The sequence below is a fragment of the Streptomyces sp. NPDC091281 genome (assembly GCF_044757425.1).
Classification (GTDB): Bacteria; Actinomycetota; Actinomycetes; order Streptomycetales; family Streptomycetaceae; genus Streptomyces.
Genome location: NZ_JBIVUY010000003.1, coordinates 257,712 through 276,622, shown reverse-complemented (window position 1 = coordinate 276,622; position 18,911 = coordinate 257,712). Strand labels below are relative to the sequence as shown.

Genomic DNA, 18,911 nt, shown 5'->3' with positions numbered 1-18,911 from the left:
GCGGCTGTCCCGCCCCCGGACCGGTCACCCGCCTGCCCGCCTCCCTCCGCACGCTCGCTACCCTCCGCCCTGTCGGCTCCCCAGCCCCACGCACCCGGCCCCACGCCCCACGGCCCCACGCCCTACGGACCGTCGTCGTGCGGGCCGCGAGAGAGAGCAGCTCCGTGACTGACCGTGTCCTCCGCGTCGGCGTCGTCGGCTGTGCCGCGATCGCCCGCCGCACCACCCTCCCGGCGCTCGCCGCCGACCCCTCGGTACGGCTCGTCGCCGTCGCCAGCCGCAGCCGCGCCAAGGCCGAGGACGTCGCCCGCGCCTTCGGCTGCGAGCCGGTCACCGGCTACGCCGCCCTCCTGGACCGCGACGACATCGACGCCGTGTACGTGCCGCTGCCGCCCGCCCTGCACCCCGAATGGGTCGGCAGGGCCCTCGCGGCCGGCAAACACGTCCTGGCCGAGAAGCCGTTCGCCGTCGACGAGAAGAGCGCCGCCGACCTGGTCGCCGCCGCCCGCGCCGCCGGACTCCTCCTGATGGAGAACTTCGCCTTCCTCCACCACGGCCAGCACGACGCCGTGCGCGCCCTCGTCGACGAGGGTGCCATCGGCGAGGTCCGCCACCTCACCGCCGAGTTCGGCTTCCCGCCGCTGCCCGACGGCGACATCCGCCACGACCCGGCCCTCGGCGGCGGCGCCCTCCTCGACGCGGGCGTCTACACCCTGCGCGCCGCCTCCCTGTACCTCGGCCCGCGGGTCGCCGTGCACGGCGCCGTGCTGCGCACCGACCCCGCCCTCGGCGTCGACGTGGCGGGCGCCGCGCTCGCCGCCGACCCCGGCGGCCGCACCGCGCAGCTCACCTTCGGCTTCGACCGTGCCTACCGCTGCGCCACCACCCTGTGGGGCAGCGAGGGCAGCATCGCCCTGGACCGGGCGTTCACCGCCCCGCCCGGTCTGCGGCCCGTGCTGCGCCTGACCCGCCAGGACCTCGTCGAGGAGCGGACCCTGCCCGCCGGGCACCAGTTCGCCTCGCTCATCGCCCGCTTCGCCCGCACCGCCCTCGACGGCGGCGCCGACGGCGCGTTCGAGGGGCCCGCCGAGGACATCCTGCGGCAGGCCGCCCTCGTCGACGCCGTACGACAAGCCGCCGACACCGGCCGCTGACCGCGGACCCCGTACGACACGGCCGGGGCGCCACGGCGGGGGAGCCCCGGCGCACAGGACGGAGCCGGGGGGGGGGGGGGGGGGGCGCCCGCCCCCCGCCCCCCCCCCCCCCCCCCGCCCCCCCCCCCGGGGGGGCGGGGGCCCCCCCCCCCCCCCCGCCCCCGCGGCCCCCCCCCCCCGGGGCCGCGCCCCCCCCCCCCGCCCCCCGGGGGGGGGGCCCCCCGGGGGGGGCCCCCCCGCCCCCCGGGGGGGGGGGGGGGGCCCGGGGGGCCCCCCCCGCGGGCGGCCCCCCCCGGCTCCCTCGTGCCGCCGCCTCAGGGGGCGACGGTCACACCGTCACCGCTCGGTCCACTTGAACAGCCGCAGCGTCAGTCCCACCACGACCGCCGTGAACAGCAGCATGCCGCCCATCGTCGGGAGCACGTCGGTGAGGCCGCCGCCCCGGCTGAGTACTTCCTCGCTGCCCTTCACCAGATAGCGCAGCGGCATCAGGTAGGACACGGCCTGTACCCAGTCCGGCGTGCCGTCCAGGGTGAAGAACGACCCCGACAGGAACGACATGGGCAGCACCAGCAGCTGCGCCAGACCGCCCGCCGACTCCTCCGTCTGTGTCACCGACCCGATGAGCAGGCCCAGCGACATCAGCGGCAGCGTGCCGACCATCACGAGCGGGATCACCAGCCACCAGTTGCCCGTCAGTTGGAGCCCGAAGTACGGCAGCGTCGCCACCAGCAGGAACAGTGCCGTCTGGACCAGCACCATCAGCATCGTCATCGCGACCCGGGCCGCGACCACCTCCCAGGACCGGATCGGCGAGAGTCGCATCCGCTGGAGGATCTTGCGGCGGCGCATCGTCACCAGCGTCAGCGCGGCGCTGAACACCGAGCTGGACGCGATCGCCCACCCCAGCAGCCCCGGCGTCAGGTACTGGATCGGCTTCACCGACTCGTCCTGGACCTGCCGGGCCTCCAGCGCGTACGTCGCCGGGCGCCCCGTCGCCGCGAGGTTCGCCTGCTCCAGCACCGCGTTGAGCGCGGCTCGCGCGGAGGCGCCCTTCACCGAGTCGGCGGCGCTGTAGCGCAGGACCACCGTGGTGCCGTCCTGCTTCACCATCGCGTCGTAGTCGCCCTCGCGGACCTGCCGCAGCGCGTCCTCCTCGTCGTCCACGCGGGTGATCGTGGCGGCCTTGGTGACCTGCTCGCGCTGTTCGGCGCTCAGCTCGTCGAGCACCCGCACCTCGCCGACCTGGACGACCTTGATGTGCGAGGTGCCGGTCGTCTTGAACAGCGAGCCGAACAGCAGCAGGAACAGGATGGGGAAGATCAGCAGGAAGAAGACCGTCCCCTTGTCGCGCACCGTGCTGAGGATCATCGTGCGCGCCAGCTGCACCACCGGCCGCAGCCGCTCGTCCCCGGTGTCGTTCCCGCGACCCGGTCGCCCGCCGCCGGCCGCCGCGGGCTTCTCCTGCGCCACCGTCGCGGTGGCCGTCGTGGTCTCCTCGACGCTCACGCCCGGTACTCCCGTCCGGTCAGCTGGAGGAAGACGTCCTCCAGGGTCGCTCCGCGTACCTCGAGGCCCCGCAGCGAGCCTTGGTCGGCCAGCACCGACAGCACCGGGCCCGGCGTCCGGGTGGCGACCGACAGCGACACGCCGTCGTCCTCCACCGCGACGTCCGCCACCCCGGCCGACTCCAGCAGCTTGCGCAGCGCGTCCGAGCCGATCAGCCCGGCCTCCACGCTGACCCGCACCATGTCGTCCAGCTCGCGGATGAGGGCCGCCGGGGCGCCGGTCCGCAGCACGGTGCCGCGCTCCATGACCGACACCCGGTCGCAGAGCATCTCCGCCTCGTCCATGTAGTGCGTGGTGAGGACCACGGTGCGGCCCTCCTCGTTGACCTGCCGCAGCAGGTCCCAGAGATTGCGGCGGGCCTGCGGGTCGAGACCGGCGGTGGGCTCGTCGAGGAACACGATCTCCGGGTCGTGGACCAGGCCGCAGGCGATGGACAGGCGCTGCGCCTGTCCGCCGGACAGCTTGTCGGCGGGCACCTTCGCGAACTCGGCGAGACCGACCCGCTCCAGCATCTCGTCGGCCCGGCGGGCGCCGACCCGGTAGAACGACGCGAACAGCCGGATCGTCTCGCGCGTCGTCAGCTTGTCGAGGAACGACGACGCCTGGAACTGCACGCCGATCCGCGTCAGCAGCTGGGGGTTGCGGGGCCACGGGCTGTGGCCGAACAGCTCGATCCGGCCCTCGTCGGGCTCCCGCACCCCCTCCAGGATCTCCAGGGTGGTCGTCTTTCCCGCGCCGTTGGGACCCAGGATGCCGTAGAACTCGCCCGCCTCGATGTGCAGCGAGACCCCGTCGACCGCCTGGATGTCCCCGTACCGTTTACGGACGCCGTCCGCGACGATCGCCGCCGTCACGAGGCCGCCGCCCTGACCCTGCGGGACCGTGACCCGGCCCCGTCGCACAACACATGAAGGTCCATCACTCGACTGTCGTCTCTCCGTGATCGGTTGGGGGGTTCGGGGCGGACCCCGGGGAAGCTCCCCGCACGCCGCCCGCAGCCGACCGCCTTCGGCCGTCGGCGGCCGAACGGGAACGGGAGCACGGCGCTCTTGGCGGTACGGGACTCCACCCCAGCACAGCCCCGCGGGCGACGGCCACGGCGGACGGCGAAGACTAGGGGAATCGCCGGTACTGCCGAACCCGCCCCCACCGACGGCTTCTCGCCGTACCCCGCCGGGCCCGGAGCGCGCAGCACGAAGCCGCGGGCCGCCCCCTGGTCGGGGACGGCCCGCGGCCGTTCCGCTCACCTCATCCGGTCACCCGGAAGCCGGTCACTCGGCCGGGTCCGGCCCCCACGCCACCGGCAGCGCGTACACGCCGTAGTGCATGGCCTTGTCACGCAGCGGCACCTCGTGCGGCTCCACCGCGAGCCGCAGGTCGGGGAACCGGTCGAACAGCTTCTGGAAGCCGAGCCGCAGGGTGGCGCGCGCCAGGTGCTGGCCGAGGCACTGGTGGATGCCGAAGCCGAACGCCATGTGGCGGCGCGAGGGGCGGGTCACGTCGAAGGTCTCCGGGTCCTCGAACTGGTCGGGGTCCCGGTTCGCGGCGGGCAGCGACAGCACGACGGTCTGCCCCGCCTCGATCTTCTGCCCGCCGACCTCCACGTCCTCCAACGCCACCCGGCTGGCACCCATGTGAGAGATCGTCAGATAGCGCAGCAGTTCCTCCACCGCCCGCTCCATCAGCTCGGGCCGCTCGCGGATGGTGCGCAGCTGCTCCGGGTGCTCCAGCAGCGCGAACGTGCCGAGGCCCAGCATGTTGGGGGTGGTGTCGAGGGCGCCGCCGATGGTGATCCAGGCGACGTTGGTGAGTTCCTCCTCGGTCAGCTCGCCCGTCTTCACGAGTCTGCCGAGCAGCTTGTCGTCGGGGTTCGCGAACAGTTCCTTCACGACCCGCGCCAGCGTCTCGTTGAGCTTCGTGTTGTGCACGATGAACTCGTCGAGCGTGTAGTCGATCCGCATGATCGCCGAGAAGTGCTTGTCCAGCTCCGCGATGTCCTCCGCGGGGACGCCCATCACGGAGTGCACCGACCGGTAGACGACCTTCTGCACGAACGCGGGCAACAGGTCGACGGGCGGCTCCAGTTCGGCCATCTCGTCCAGGACGTCGTCGATGATCCCGGCGAGCGTCGGCTCGTACTCCTGGATCTTGCGGACCGTGAAGAAGCCCGTCAGCAGCCGCCGGTAGTGGGTGTGGTCGGGGGCGTCCATGCGGACGAACGAGCCGGGGCCCGACGGCTGCGGGTCGTAGCTCTCCACCTCGAACGGCGGTGACGCCACCAGCGCGAGGAGTTCCGCGCGGTGGCTGAACCGCGGGTCGGTCATGATCGCCCGCACGTGTTCGTGCCGTGTCACCAGCCACCCGTCGTCCCGGCCGGGCGCGATGTCGAACTTCAGCGGGCTGATCGGCTCCTCCGCGCGCAGCCTGCGGTACTCGGGGTCGGGGTCGAAGGGGCAGGTGCGATCCGTGGGGATCACAGGGGGTTTCGGCTCAAAGGCCATGAGTCCTCCGTCTGGTGGGTTCCGTCCGCCCGGTCGCGCCGCCGGGCCGGGTACGCGCCGGGGCGGGAGCGGGCGGCGCGGGGTGTCCGCCGGTGCCCCGGCTACGCCCGCGCGGCGATCAGCGGCAGCCGACGAAGCCCGAACACGTTGACACGGTTGTCGAAGTACGACAGCGGGCTGTCGCGGTCCACCCGGACGCCGGTGTAGCGGTCGAGCATCAGGTTCAGGGCGATCTGCCCCTCCATGCGGGCCAGCGGGGCGCCCAGGCAGTAGTGGATGCCGTGCCCGAACGCCATCTGACGGGCGTTGGGCCGGCCCGGCAGGAAACGGTCCGGCTCGGCGAAGACCCGCTCGTCCCGGTTGGCGGACAGCAGCCAGAGATACATCATCGCGTTCTCCGGCACCTCCACCCCCGCGACCTCCACCGCACGGGTCGGCACCCGCTCGACCTTCAGGAACGGGGGCCGGGCGCGCAGCACCTCCTCCGTGAAGGGGGTGATCAGCGACCGGTCGGTGCGCAGCGCGCCGAGCAGGCCGGGTTCCAGGTCCGCCGCCAGCAGCATGTTGCCCAGCAGGACGGACGTGGTGACATGCCCGGCGAGCAGCAGCAGCGCCGCGAAACTCACCACGTCCTCGTCGTTCAGCCGTTCCCCGTCGACCTCGGCCCGCACCAGCAGGCTCATCAGGTCGTCGTGCTCGCGCTCCCGCCGCTCGGTGACGTGCTGCTGGAGATAGGCGCCCAGCTCGGTCACGGTGCGGCCCAGGACCTCGGCGCCCTCGGGCGTCTCCCAGTTCACGGTCAGCAGGCTGTCCGCCCACTCCTGGAACAGGGGCCGGTCGGACGGCGGCACCCCCAGCATGGAGGAGATCACGATGACCGGCAGCGGGTTGGCGAACGCCTCGACCAGGTCGAACCGGTCCCCGTCCAGGCCGTCCAGGAGGTCGGTGGCGACCTCGGTGATCCGCGGCTCCAGCTCGGTCACCATCTTCGCGGTGAACACCTTGCTGACCAGGCGGCGCAGCTTGCCGTGCCGGGGCGGGTCGAGCAGCAGCAGCGTCCCGCCGGGCGGCTGTCTCTCCCCGCCCGAGAGTCTGCTCACCGTGTCCGAGGAGAACGTCGCCGGGTCGGCCGTGATCCGCTGTACGTCCTCGTGCCGGAACACGTGCCAGCGGCCCTGCGGGTCCTGCCACACCGGCTGCTCGTCGCGCATCCGGCGCAGCCAGGCCAGCAGCGTCGCACCGCCGTCGAGCCCGACCTCGGGCGGCGCGGACAGCTCGGGTGCGGCGGGAGCGGGCACGGCGGTCATCGGGACCCCTCTCGTAGGGCCTCGTAGGAGCGGCCGCGCACACGGCGGGCCGGGAGCGGGCCCCAGCGCAGCACGCGCCGTGAAGATCCGGCCACAGATCGCCCGCAACTCTAGGGATTTGCCGGTTCAGGCCACGTCCGCGCCTCCGGGGCGAGGCTGCTCCTTCGGGCAACTAGGGGATTTTTCAGAGTCCGAGGTCCGGCCGCCGTGAACACCGCGCGCGCCCCCAGACTGGGCCGGGTTCGAGGTGTCCGAGGAACCATGCCGACCGCGTGGCCGTCCGAGCCTGAGGAGATCCGGTGACGTCTACCGTTCCGAACGCAGCGGGCCTGCCGCCGATCGTGTGCGCCGTCGTGCGCCGCCCCGGCACGGGGAGCGGGCTGTGAGCGAAGAACGCCTGCGCGACTATCTCAAGCGCGTCACCGCCGACCTCCACCGCACCACCACCCGGCTGCGCGAACTGGAGGCGAAGGACCGCGAGCCCGTCGCGATCGTCTCCATGGCCTGCCGCTACCCCGGCGGTGTCCGCACGCCCGAGGACCTGTGGCGTCTCGTCGCCGACGGCACCGACGCCATCACCGCCTTCCCCGAGGACCGCGGCTGGGACGTCGACTCCCTCTACCACCCCGACCCCGAGCACCCGAACACCTGCTACACGCGCGAGGGCGGTTTCCTGCACGACGCCGCCGACTTCGACCCCGACTTCTTCGGCATGTCCCCCCGCGAGGCCCTGGGCACCGACCCCCAGCAGCGCCTCCTGCTCCAGCTCGCCTGGGAGGCCCTGGAGCGCGCCGGACTCGACCCGGCCGCCCTGCGCGGCAGCGCGACCGGTGTCTTCGCCGGGGTCATGTACAACGACTACGGCTCCCGCTTCGACACCCCGCCGCCCGGCCTGGAGGGCTTCCTCGGCAACGGCAGCGCGGGCAGCATCGCCTCCGGGCGCGTCGCCTACACGCTCGGCCTGGAGGGCCCGGCGGTCACCGTCGACACCGCCTGCTCCTCCTCCCTGGTCGCCCTGCACCTCGCCGCGCAGGCCCTGCGTGCCGGGGAGTGCTCCCTCGCCCTCGCGGGCGGCGTCGCCGTGATGTCGACCCCGGTCACCTTCACCGAGTTCAGCCGCCAGCGCGGCCTCGCGCCCGACGGCCGCTGCAAGTCCTTCGCGGACGCCGCCGACGGCACCGGCTGGGGCGAGGGCGCGGGCCTGCTCCTGCTGGAACGTCTCTCCGACGCCCGCCGCAACGGCCACCCCGTCCTCGCCGTCCTGCGCGGCTCCGCCGTCAACCAGGACGGCGCCAGCAGCGGCCTCACCGCCCCCAACGGCCCCTCCCAGCAACGCGTCATCCGCGCCGCGCTCGCCGGAGCGGGCCTCTCCACGGCCGACGTGGACGCCGTCGAGGCCCACGGCACCGGCACGACGCTGGGCGACCCGATCGAGGCGCAGGCCCTCCTCGCCACGTACGGACGCGACCGCGAACGGCCCCTGTGGCTCGGCTCGTTGAAGTCCAACATCGGCCACACCCAGGCCGCCGCCGGAGTGGGCGGCGTGATGAAGATGGTGCTGGCCATGCGCCACGGCACCCTGCCCCGCACCCTGCACGTCGACGCCCCGTCCTCCCACGTCGACTGGGAGTCCGGCCGCGTCGACCTGCTCAGCGAGGCCCAGCCGTGGGCCCGCCGCGACGAGACGCACCGCCGCCGCGCGGGCGTCTCCGCGTTCGGCGTGAGCGGCACCAACGCCCATGTCATCGTGGAGGAATGGCCCGACGAACCGGCCGCCGCCCCGGACACCGAGGCGGCGGCGGGCGCGCCCGGAGCGGCCGGTGTGCCGGGACTGGCCCTGTGGCCGCTCTCCGCGCGCGGCACGGACGCCCTCCACGGCCAGGCGGAACGCCTCACCGCCCACCTCACCGACACCTCCCGCACCGACCTGCCCGGCGACCTCGGCTGGTCCCTCGGCGCGACCCGCGCGGCCTTCGAGGACCGCGCCGCAGTTGTCGCCGCGGACCCTGAGGAAGCCCGGACGGCGCTTGCCGCGCTGGCGTCCGGGGAGTCGGACCCGCGGGTGGTGCGGGGGAGCGCGGTGCGGGGGCGTACGGGGTTCCTGTTCGCGGGTCAGGGTTCGCAGCGGCTGGGGATGGGGCGTGAACTGTACGCGGCGTTCCCGGTGTTCGCGGAGGCGTTCGACGCGGTGGACGCCGAACTCCCCTTCGCTTTGAAGGATGTGGTGTTCGGGGAGGACTCCGAGCGTCTGAACCGGACGGAGTTCGCGCAGCCCGCCCTGTTCGCGCTGGAGGTGGCGCTGTTCCGGCTGCTGGAGTCGTGGGGTGTCCGCCCCGACGTCCTGACCGGGCATTCGATCGGTGAGATCGCTGCCGCGCATGTGGCGGGTGTCTGGTCTCTGAGCGATGCGTGCCGACTTGTGGTCGCGCGGGGCCGGTTGATGCAGGCCCTTCCGGCGGGCGGTGCGATGGTGGCGGTGGAGGCGTCGGAGGACGAGGTGCTGCCGCTGCTGGACGAGGCCAGGGTGGGTCTCGCGGCGGTCAACGGTCTCCGCTCAGTGGTCGTTTCGGGTGCGGCCGATGCCGTGGAGGACGTCGTCGCGGGCTTCCGCCAGGACGGCCGACGGGTCACCGCGCTCCGCGTGAGTCACGCCTTCCACTCCCCGCTCATGGAGCCGATGCTCGCGGAGTTCCGTACCGTCGCGGAAGGGCTGACGTACGGCGCGCCGTCGCTGCCGCTGGTGTCCACGGTGACCGGCGTGACCGCCACCGCCGAGGAACTGGCCTCGCCCGACTACTGGGTGGAGCACGTACGGCGGCCCGTGCGGTTCGCCGACGCGGTGCGCGGGCTCCGGTCGGTGGGAGCCGTCCGCCACCTCGAACTCGGCCCGGACGGCACCCTGTCGGCCCTGGTGCGGGGCGTCCTGGACGAGGCTCCGGAGCGCGTCGCCCCCGTCCTGCGGCGGGAGGGCCCGGAGACCGAGAGCGTGCTGCGGGCCGTCGCCGCGCTGTACGTCACCGGGCACGCCCCCGACTGGTCCGCCCTCTACCCGCGGGCCCGGCACGTCGACCTGCCCACCTACGCCTTCCGGCAACGCCGGTTCTGGCTGGGCCCGGTGCCCGGCGGGCGCCGTCAGGCCGGTGGCCACGCCCTGCTCGGCTCCGCGCTGACCCTGGCCGACTCCACCGCCGTCGTCTCCACCACCCACCTCTCCGCGCGCACCCACCCGTGGCTCGCCGACCACACCGTCGCGGGCACCACCGTGCTGCCCACCGCCGCGTACCTCGACTTCGCCCTCCACCTCGGCGGCCGGGTCGGCTGCGACCACGTCGTCCGGCTGACGCAGGAACAGCCGCTCGTCCTGGACGGGGACCGGCCCGTGGAGGTCCAGGTCGTCCTCGACGGCCCCGGCGCCGACGGCACCCGGCCGTTCGCCTGCCACGCCCGTACCGCCGACGACGAGCCCTGGACCCGGCACGCCCACGGCCTCCTGGCCCCCGCCGACCCGGCCGCCGAACCCGCCGCCGACGGTGCCTGGCCGCCCCCCGGTGCCCGGGTCCTCACCGCCGACGAGATCGACGTGCTCCACGACACCGCGCGGGAGAACGGTCCGGACCACGGGCCCGCGTTCCGTGCCCTCACCGCCGTGTGGCGGGCCGGGGACGAGGTGGGTGCCGAGGTCGCCGTGCCCGAGGAGCTGCGGGCGGACGCGCCGCGCGTCGCCCTGCACCCGGCGCTGCTGGACGCCGCCCTGCTCACCGCCTCCCTCGTCGGCCACCCCGGCGGCGTCCCCGTGACCTGGCGGGACTGCACCCTGCACGCGCCGGTCCCCGAGGTGCTGCGGGTCCGGCTGCGGACCGCCCCGGACGGGGAACTGCGCCTCGACGTTGCCGACGAGGCCGGGGACCCGGTCGCCACCGTCGGCGCGGTCGCCCTCGCCCCCGTGGCGGACCTCGCCGTCGCCGCACCGGGCGCCGCCGACCTGTTCGCCGTCGAGTGGACCGAACTGCCGCCCGCCGCCCGGCCGGAGCCCGCCCCGACCGTCGCCGTCATCGGCGCCGCCCTCGCACAGGCACCCCAGGACGCCGCCCGCTGTCCCGACCTCGACGCCCTGCTCACCGCCGGACCCGCCACACCCGACCTGGTCCTCGCCGCCGTACACACCGACGACGCCGCACCCGGCGAAGAAGCCGAACGGAGCGGCGACGCCGTACCGAGCGACGAAGCCATACGCGCCCAGGGCGAGGTGTCGCCCGCCGAGCTGCACGCCGCGACCGCGGCCGCGCTGGGGCTCCTCCAGCGGTGGCAGGCGGACGCGCGGGCGGCCGACGCGCGGCTCGTCCTCGTCACGCGGGGCGCGGTCGCCGTCCGGCCGGGGGAGCGGGTCGCCGACCCGGTCTCCGCCGCCGTGCGCGGGCTGGTGCGGTCCGCGCAGTCGGAGAGTCCCGGCCGGTTCCTCCTCGTGGACGTCGACGCCGACGCGGACGCGGCGGCCGTGCTCGCCGCGGTCGGCGCGGCCGCGTCCGGTGACGAGACCGAGGTCGCGGTGCGCGCCGGGCGCTCGTACGCGGCCCGGCTGGTGCGCCACCGGCCCGCCACCGGGGCGGGCGGACCCGCCTTCGACCCGGAGCGGACCGTGCTCGTGACCGGCGCGGGCGGCACCGTCGCCACCGCCGTCGCCCGGCACCTGGTCACCGCGCACGGCGTACGCCACCTGCTGCTCGTCAGCCGCCGCGGCCCGGACGCGCCCGGCACCGCCGCACTGCGCGCCGCCCTGGAGGCGGACGGCGCCCGCGTCACCGTCGCGGCCTGCGACGTCGCCGACGCCGGGGCGCTCGCCGCGCTCCTCGCGGACATCCCGGCCGAACACCCCCTCGGCGCGGTCCTGCACGCCGCCGGGGTCCTCGACGACGGGCTGCTCGCCGCCCTCACGCCCGAACGGCTCGCCGCCGTCCTGCGGCCCAAGGCCGACGCCGCGATCCACCTCGCCCGCCTCACCCGCGACCTGGACCTGTCGGCGTTCGTGCTGTTCTCGTCCGCCGCCGCCACCTTCGGCGGCCCCGGCCAGGGCAACTACGCCGCCGCCAACGCCTTCCTGGAGGCCTGTGCGGGTGTCTGGCGCGCGCAGGGGCGGCCCGCGACCGCCCTCGGCTGGGGACTGTGGGCCGAGGACAGCGGCATGACCGCCGACCTCTCCGCCGCCGACCGCGACCGCGCGGCACGGGCCGGCGTCACCGTCCTGCCCACTGCCGACGCCCTCGCCCTGCTGGACCTCGCCCTCGCCCAGGACCGCGCGGTGCTGCTGCCGGTCCGCCTGGACCTGGCCGCCGCCCGCTCCGCCCCCGCCGTGCCCGCGCTGCTGCGCGACCCCGCCGCGACCGGCCGCCGCAGCGCCCGCACCGCCGCCCGCGCCGGGGGCCGGGCCGCCGTGCGCGCGCTGCTGGCGCTGCCCGCCGCCGAGCGGCCCGCCGCCGTGCTGCGGCTGCTGCGCGCCGAGATCGCCGCCGTCCTCGGCCACGGCGCCGACACCGCGCCCGCCGACCCCGAACGCCCCTTCCGCGACCTCGGGTTCGACTCGCTCACCGCCGTCGACCTGCGCAACGCGCTGGAACGCCGCACCGGGCTGCGGCTCGCGCCCACCGCCGCCTTCGACCACCCCACGCCCGCCGCGCTCGCCACCCACCTGCTGGGCTTGCTGCCGACCGGCGACCCGGCCACGGGGACCGCCTCGCCCGCCGGGCGCGACGCGCGGACCACGCAGGACGACCCGGTCGTCATCGTCGGCATGGCCTGCCGCCTGCCCGGCGGCGCCGACACCCCCGAACAGCTCTGGGACCTCCTCGCCGCCGGGGACGACGGCCTCACCGGCTTCCCCGAGGACCGGGGCTGGGACCTCGCCGCGCTCTACGACCCCGACCCCGCCCACGAGGGCACCACCTACACCCGCACCGGAGGCTTCCTGACCGGCGTCGACCGGTTCGACGCCGCGTTCTTCGGGATCTCGCCGCGCGAGGCCCTGGCCATGGACCCGCAGCAGCGGCTGCTGCTGGAGGCCTGCTGGGAGGCCGTGGAACGGACCGGCGTCGACCCGCGCACCCTGCGCGGCACCCGGACCGGCGTGTTCGCCGGCACCAACGGCCAGGACTACCCGGTGCTGCTGCGCGGCTCCGCCGAGGACGTCGACGGCTTCCTCGGCACCGGCAACGCGGCCAGCGTCGTCTCCGGCCGCATCGCCTACACCCTCGGCCTGGAGGGCCCGGCCGTCACCGTCGACACCGCCTGCTCCTCCTCCCTCGTCGCCCTGCACTGGGCGGTCCGCGCGCTGCGCGCCGGGGAGTGCGACCTCGCCCTCGCGGGCGGTGTCACCGTCATGTCGACGCCGTCGGCGTTCCTGGAGTTCAGCCGCCAGCGCGGCCTCGCCGCCGACGGCCGCTGCAAGGCGTACGGCGACGACGCCGACGGCACCGGCTGGGGCGAGGGCGTCGGCGTCCTCGTCGTGGAGCGGCTGTCCGACGCCCGCCGCCACGGCCACCGCGTCCTCGCCGTGGTCCGCGGCACCGCGATCAACTCCGACGGCGCCTCCAACGGGCTCACCGCGCCCAACGGACCCTCCCAGGAACGCGTCATCCGCGCCGCGCTCGCCGACGCGGGGCTCGGCCCGGCCGACGTGGACGCCGTGGAGGGACACGGCACCGGCACCGTCCTCGGCGACCCCATCGAGGCGCAGGCCCTCCTCGCCACGTACGGCCAGGACCGCGAACGGCCCCTGTGGCTCGGGTCGGTGAAGTCCAACCTCGGACACACCCAGGCCGCCGCGGGCGTCGCCGGGGTCATCAAGACCGTCCTCGCCCTCCGCCACGCCGAACTGCCCCGCACCCTGCACGCGGCCCGCCCGTCCCGGCACGTCGACTGGGAGTCCGGCGCCGTCCGCCTCCTCACCGCACCCCGCCCCTGGACCCCCGAGGACGGCCGCACCCGCCGCGCCGGTGTCTCCTCCTTCGGGTTCAGCGGCACCAACGCCCACGTCGTCCTGGAGGAGGCGCCCCCGGAACCCGCGCCCGTGGCACCGGGCGTCCCGTCACCGGGCGCCGCCACGAACCCCGGCCCGCTCGCCTGGCCCCTGTCTGCCCGCACCCCGCAGGCCCTGCGGGCCCAGGCCGCCCGCCTCCTCGACCACGTCACCGGCCGCCCCGACCTGGCCGCCGCCGACCTCGCCCACGCCCTCGCCACCAGCCGCCCCGCCTTCGAGCACCGCGCCGTGCTCCTCGGCGCCGACCGGGACGCCCTCGTCACCGACCTCGCCCGTCTCGCCTCCGGCGACCTGCGGCCCGAGACCGCAGGACCCGCCGTCCGCGCCGGGCTCACCGCGTTCCTCTTCACCGGGCAGGGCGCCCAGCGCCCCGGCATGGGCCGTGCGCTGTACGCGGCGTTCCCCGTGTTCGCCGCCGCTTTCGACGAGGTCTGCGCCCACTTCGACGCGGGCCTCTTGGAGACCTCGCCGCGCGACACCGTCCTCGGCGACGCGGGGGACCTCCTCGGCCGCACCGGGCACGCCCAACCCGCCCTGTTCGCCGTCGAGGTCGCCCTCTACCGCCTCGTCCGCTCCCTCGGCGTCACCCCCGACCACCTCCTCGGCCACTCGATCGGCTCCGTCGCCGCCGCGCACGCCGCCGGGGTGCTCTCCCTGCCCGACGCCTGCCGTCTCGTCGCCGCCCGCGCCCGCCTCATGGACGCCCTGCCCGAGGGCGGCGCGATGGTCGCCCTCCAGGCCACCGAGGACGAGGTGCTGCCGCTGCTCGACGGCCGGGACGGCGAGGCCGGTATCGCCGCCGTCAACGGGCCGCGCGCCGTCGTCGTCTCCGGCGAGGAGTCCGCCGTACGCGACGTCGCCGCCCGCATCGAGGCCCTCGGCCGCCGCACCAAGCGGCTCAAGGTGAGCCACGCCTTCCACTCCCCGCTCATGGACCCCGTCCTGGACGCGTTCCGGCAGGTCGCCGCCTCCCTCACCTACCACGAGCCGCTCCTGCCGATCGTCTCCGACGTCACCGGACGCCCCGCCGCGCCCGGCGAACTCACCGACCCCGAACACTGGGTCCGCCACGTCCGGCAGACCGTCCGCTTCCACGACGGACTGCGCGCCCTGGAAGGCCTCGGCGTCCGCCGCACCCTGGAGATCGGCCCCGACGGCACCCTCACCGCCCTCGCCGCCGACGGGTTCGCCGCGCCCGCCGACACCGCCGCCACCGCCCTCCTGCGCCCCGGCCACGACGACGTCACCACCTTCCTCGGCGGCCTCGCCCGCGCCCACGCCCACGGCACCGACGTCGACTGGGCCGCCCTCACCCCGCGCCCCGCCCACCCGGTCGACCTGCCCACCTACGCCTTCCAGCGCGAGCGGTACTGGCCGGGCGCGGGCCGCCGCACCGCCGACCTCGCCGCCGCCGGACTCGCCACGGCCGGACACCCCCTGCTCGGCGCCCGCCTCGACCTCCCGGACGGCGCCGGACACGTCTTCACCAGCCGTCTCTCCCTCGCCGACCAGCCCTGGCTCGCCGACCACGCCCTCGGCGGCACCACCGTCCTGCCCGGCACCGCCCACCTCGACCTCGCCCTGCGCGCCGCCCACCACGTCGGCTGCGACCGCGTCACCGAACTCACCCTGGTCGAACCCCTCCTCCTCACCCCCGACCACGCCGTCACCCTGCACCTGCGGGTCGGCCCGCCCGACGCCGACGGCAACCGCCCCCTCGGCGTGCACTCCCGGCCCGCCGACGCCGGACCCGACCGGCCCTGGACCCTGCACGCCGACGGCATCCTCGCCCCCGGCGGCGCCCCCGCGCCCGCCGACGGCCCCGGCCCCCTCGCCGCCTGGCCCCCGCCCGGCGCCGACCCGCTGCCCACCGACGACACCTACGACCGCCTCGCCGCCGCCGGCTTCGGCTACGGCCCCCTCTTCCGGGGGCTGCGCGCCGCCTGGCGGCACGACGACGCCGTGTACGCCGAGATCGCCCTCCCCGAGCCCGCCCACGCCGACACCCCCGGCTACGGACTGCACCCCGCGCTCCTCGACGCCGCCCTGCACGCCACCGCGTTCCTCCTGGACGACACCGTCTCCGGACGCATGCCGTACTCCTGGCGGGACGTCACCCTGCACGCCACCGGCGCCACCGCGCTGCGCGCCCGCCTCGCCGTCCACGGCACCGACGCCGTCGCCCTCGACCTCGCCGACACCACCGGCCGGCCCGTCGCCACCGTCGGCTCCCTCGCCCTGCGCGCTGTCGACCCCGAGCGGCTGCGGGCCCGCCCCGACCGCGGCGCGGGCGACCTGTTCCGCCTCGACTGGCAGCCCCGCCCCGCCGTCGCCCCGGCGGACACGCCCGCCGCCTTGACCGTCCTCGGCGACCCGGCCGGACAGGAGTTCGCCGCCCGCCTCACCGCCGCCGGAGGGACCGCGCGTCTCAGCGAGGCGACCGACCTGGCCGCCCTCGCCGCCTCCGCCGCCGACACCGGCACCCCCGCCCCGGCCACCGTCCTCGCCGTCCTCCCCGACGACGACCCCGACGACGGCGGGAGCGGGTGCGTGGACGAGGGTTACCTCGCCGCCGCCGGACACACCGCCGCCCGGCACGCCCTCGCCCTGGTGCGCGGCCTCCTCGCCGAACGCCGCCTCGACCGCACCCGCCTGGTCCTCGTCACCCACGGCGCCGCCACCCCCGACGGCCCCGGCCCGCACCACCCGGCCGCCGCCACCGCCTGGGGCCTGGTCCGCTCCGCCCAGTCCGAACACCCCGACCGGTTCGTCCTCGTCGACACCGACACCACCCCGGCCTCCCTCGCGGCGCTGCCCGCCGCCCTCGACCGGCCCGAACCTCAACTCGCCCTCCGCGACGGCACCGTCCTCCTCCCGCGCCTCGAACGCACCACCCAGGACGCCGCGTTGCGGCCCCCGTACGCCGCCGCCCCCACCGCCTGGCGCCTCGACACCGTCCGCAAGGGCACCCTCGACGGCCTCGCCCTCGTGCCCGCCCCCGACGCCGAACGCCCCCTCACCGACGGCGAGATACGCGTCGCCGTCCGCGCCGCCGGCGTCAACTTCCGCGACGTCCTCAACGCCCTCGGCATGTACCCCGGCGACGCCCGCGACTTCGGCCTGGAAGGCGCCGGTGTCGTCACCGAGACCGGGCCCGGCGTCACCGCACTGGCCGTCGGCGACCGCGTGATGGGCATGTTCCCCTCCGCGTACGGGCCGCGCGCCGTCGCCGACGCCCGCACCGTCGCCCCGATCCCCGACGGCTGGACCTTCGCGCAGGCCGCGACCGTCCCCATCGTGTTCCTCACCGCCTACTACGCCCTGGTCGACCTCGGCGCCGTCGGCCCCGGCGACCGGGTCCTCGTCCACGCGGGCGCGGGCGGCGTCGGCATGGCCGCCACCCAGCTCGCCCGCCACCTCGGCGCCGACGTCCACGCCACCGCGAGCCCCGGCAAGCAGCACGTCCTGCGCGCCGCCGGACTCGCCGACGACCACATCGCCTCCTCCCGCGACCTCGCCTTCGAGGACACCTTCCGCACCACGACCGGCGGACAGGGCATGGACCTCGTCCTCGACTCCCTCGCCGGGGAGTTCGTCGACGCCTCCCTGCGCCTCCTGCCCCGCGGCGGCCACTTCCTGGAGATGGGCAAGACCGACGTCCGCGACGCCGACGAGGTCGCCGCCCAGCACCCCGGCGTCCGCTACCGGGCGTTCGACCTCATCGAGGCCGGACCCGACCGCATCGGCGAGATGCTCACCGCCCTGACCGGCATGTTCACGTCCGGCGTCCTCACCCCGCTGCCCGTCACCCCCTGGGACGTCCGCCGCGCCCCCGACGCCTTCCGCCACATGTCGCAGGCCCGCCACATCGGCAAGGTCGTCCTCACCCTGCCCGCCCCCCTCGACCCCGACGGCACCGTCCTGGTCACCGGCGGCACCGGCGGCCTCGGCGCCCTCCTCGCCCGCCACCTCGTCACCGAACACGGCGTCCGCCACCTGCTGCTCGCCTCCCGCACCGGCCCCGACGCCCCCGGCGCCGCCCAGCTCGCCGCCGAACTCACCGAACTGGGCGCCGAGGTGACCGTACGGGCCGCCGACGTCGCCGACCGCGACCAGGCCGCGGCCCTCCTCGCCGCCGTCCCCGGACACCACCCCCTGACCGCCGTCGTGCACGCCGCCGGAGTCCTCGACGACACCGTCGTCGACCAGCTCGACCCCGACCGCCTCGCCGCCGTCCTGCGCCCCAAGCTCGACGCCGCCGCCCACCTCCACGACCTCACCGCGGGCCTCGACCTGGCCGCGTTCGTCCTCTTCTCGTCCGCCGCCGGCACCCTCGGCGCCCCCGGCCAGGCCAACTACGCCGCCGCCAACGCCTTCCTCGACGCCCTCGCCGAACACCGGCACGCCCTCGGCCTGCCCGCCCTCTCCCTGCCCTGGGGCCCCTGGTCGCGCACCACCGGCATGACCGGCGGCCTCACCGACGCCGACATCCGCCGCATGGAACGCGCCGGACTGCCGCCGCTCGCCCCCAAGGAAGGCCTCGCCCTGTTCACCGAGGCCCTCGACCAGCCCGGCGCCGTCCGGCTCCCGCTCGCCGTCGACACCGCCCGGCTGGGCGCCGAGGGCCCGGTGCCGCCCCTGCTGTCGGCCCTCGCCCGCGCCCGCCGCACCGTCACCGACCGCACCCCGGCCGCGCTCGGGGACAGCGCGCCGGACCTCGCCGCCGACCTCGCCGCCCTCGACCCCGCCGAACGACGCCGCCGCCTCACCGACGGGGTCTGCCGCCAGGTCGCCGCCGTCCTCGGCCACACCTCCCCGGCCGGCATCGACCCCGAGCAGTCCTTCAAGGAACTCGGCTTCGACTCCCTCACCGCCGTCGAACTCCGCAACCGGATGAACGCGGCCACCGGCGTCCTGCTGCCCGCCACCCTCGTCTTCGACTACCCGACCCCCGCCGCGCTCGCCGACCACCTGCACCGCGAGCACTTCGCCGCCCCGACCGGCGGCACCGCCGCCCACGACGCGCCGCGCGGCGCCACCACCTACGGGACCGGCGAGCCGGACGACGCGACCCTGCGCAGGCTGCTGACCTCCATCCCCCTCACCCGGTTCCGCGCGTCGGGCCTCCTGGACGCCCTCCTCGCCCTCGCACCCGCCGAGCCCCCCACCGGCACCGGCACCGATCCCGGACCCGCCCCGGACGGCGCCCCCGACGCCGAACCGGTCTCCGGTCTCGACGTCGACGACATGGACGTCGACGACCTCGTCCGGATGGCGCTCGGCGCCGACGACTGAGCACCCGGACGCCACCCCGGGGCACCGCCCGACCCGCACGGGCCCCGGGGCGCCC

6 protein-coding genes are annotated in these 18,911 nt (G+C 76.0%); 2 read left to right on the top strand and 4 right to left on the bottom strand.

Translation table 11 applies throughout. From position 1 onward, the window contains the following. The first annotated feature begins 164 nt into the window (after positions 1-164). Positions 165-1,154, top strand: coding sequence for a Gfo/Idh/MocA family protein (locus tag ACIQPQ_RS09745; protein ID WP_401302047.1), 990 nt, complete (start codon positions 165-167; stop codon positions 1,152-1,154). Between the two features lie 336 nt (positions 1,155-1,490). On the opposite strand, the gene ACIQPQ_RS09740 is transcribed toward ACIQPQ_RS09745, so the two are convergent. From ACIQPQ_RS09740 to ACIQPQ_RS09725, 4 genes are all read right to left on the bottom strand, one after another. Then, positions 1,491-2,663, bottom strand: coding sequence for an ABC transporter permease (locus ACIQPQ_RS09740; protein ID WP_401302044.1), 1,173 nt, complete (start codon positions 2,661-2,663; stop codon positions 1,491-1,493). Continuing rightward, the gene (locus ACIQPQ_RS09735; protein WP_383782283.1) at positions 2,660-3,577 is read right to left on the bottom strand and encodes an ATP-binding cassette domain-containing protein; all 918 of its coding nucleotides are present in this window, start codon (positions 3,575-3,577) and stop codon (positions 2,660-2,662) included. Before ACIQPQ_RS09735 ends, ACIQPQ_RS09740 begins: the two co-directional genes overlap by 4 nt. A gap of 417 nt (positions 3,578-3,994) precedes the next feature. Beyond that, a complete protein-coding gene (locus ACIQPQ_RS09730) occupies positions 3,995-5,224 on the bottom strand; it encodes a cytochrome P450 (protein ID WP_401302040.1) in 1,230 nt (409 codons plus the stop codon). 101 nt (positions 5,225-5,325) lie between these two features. Next, on the bottom strand, positions 5,326-6,531 hold the full coding sequence (locus ACIQPQ_RS09725) for a cytochrome P450 (RefSeq protein ID WP_401302037.1): 1,206 nt from the start codon (positions 6,529-6,531) through the stop codon (positions 5,326-5,328). 382 nt (positions 6,532-6,913) lie between these two features. Here ACIQPQ_RS09725 and ACIQPQ_RS09720 point away from each other — a divergent pair, with 382 nt between their 5' ends. After that, entirely contained in the window at positions 6,914-18,856 is an 11,943-nt protein-coding gene (locus ACIQPQ_RS09720) for an SDR family NAD(P)-dependent oxidoreductase (RefSeq protein ID WP_401302034.1), read from the top strand. Positions 18,857-18,911: the final 55 nt, after the last annotated feature.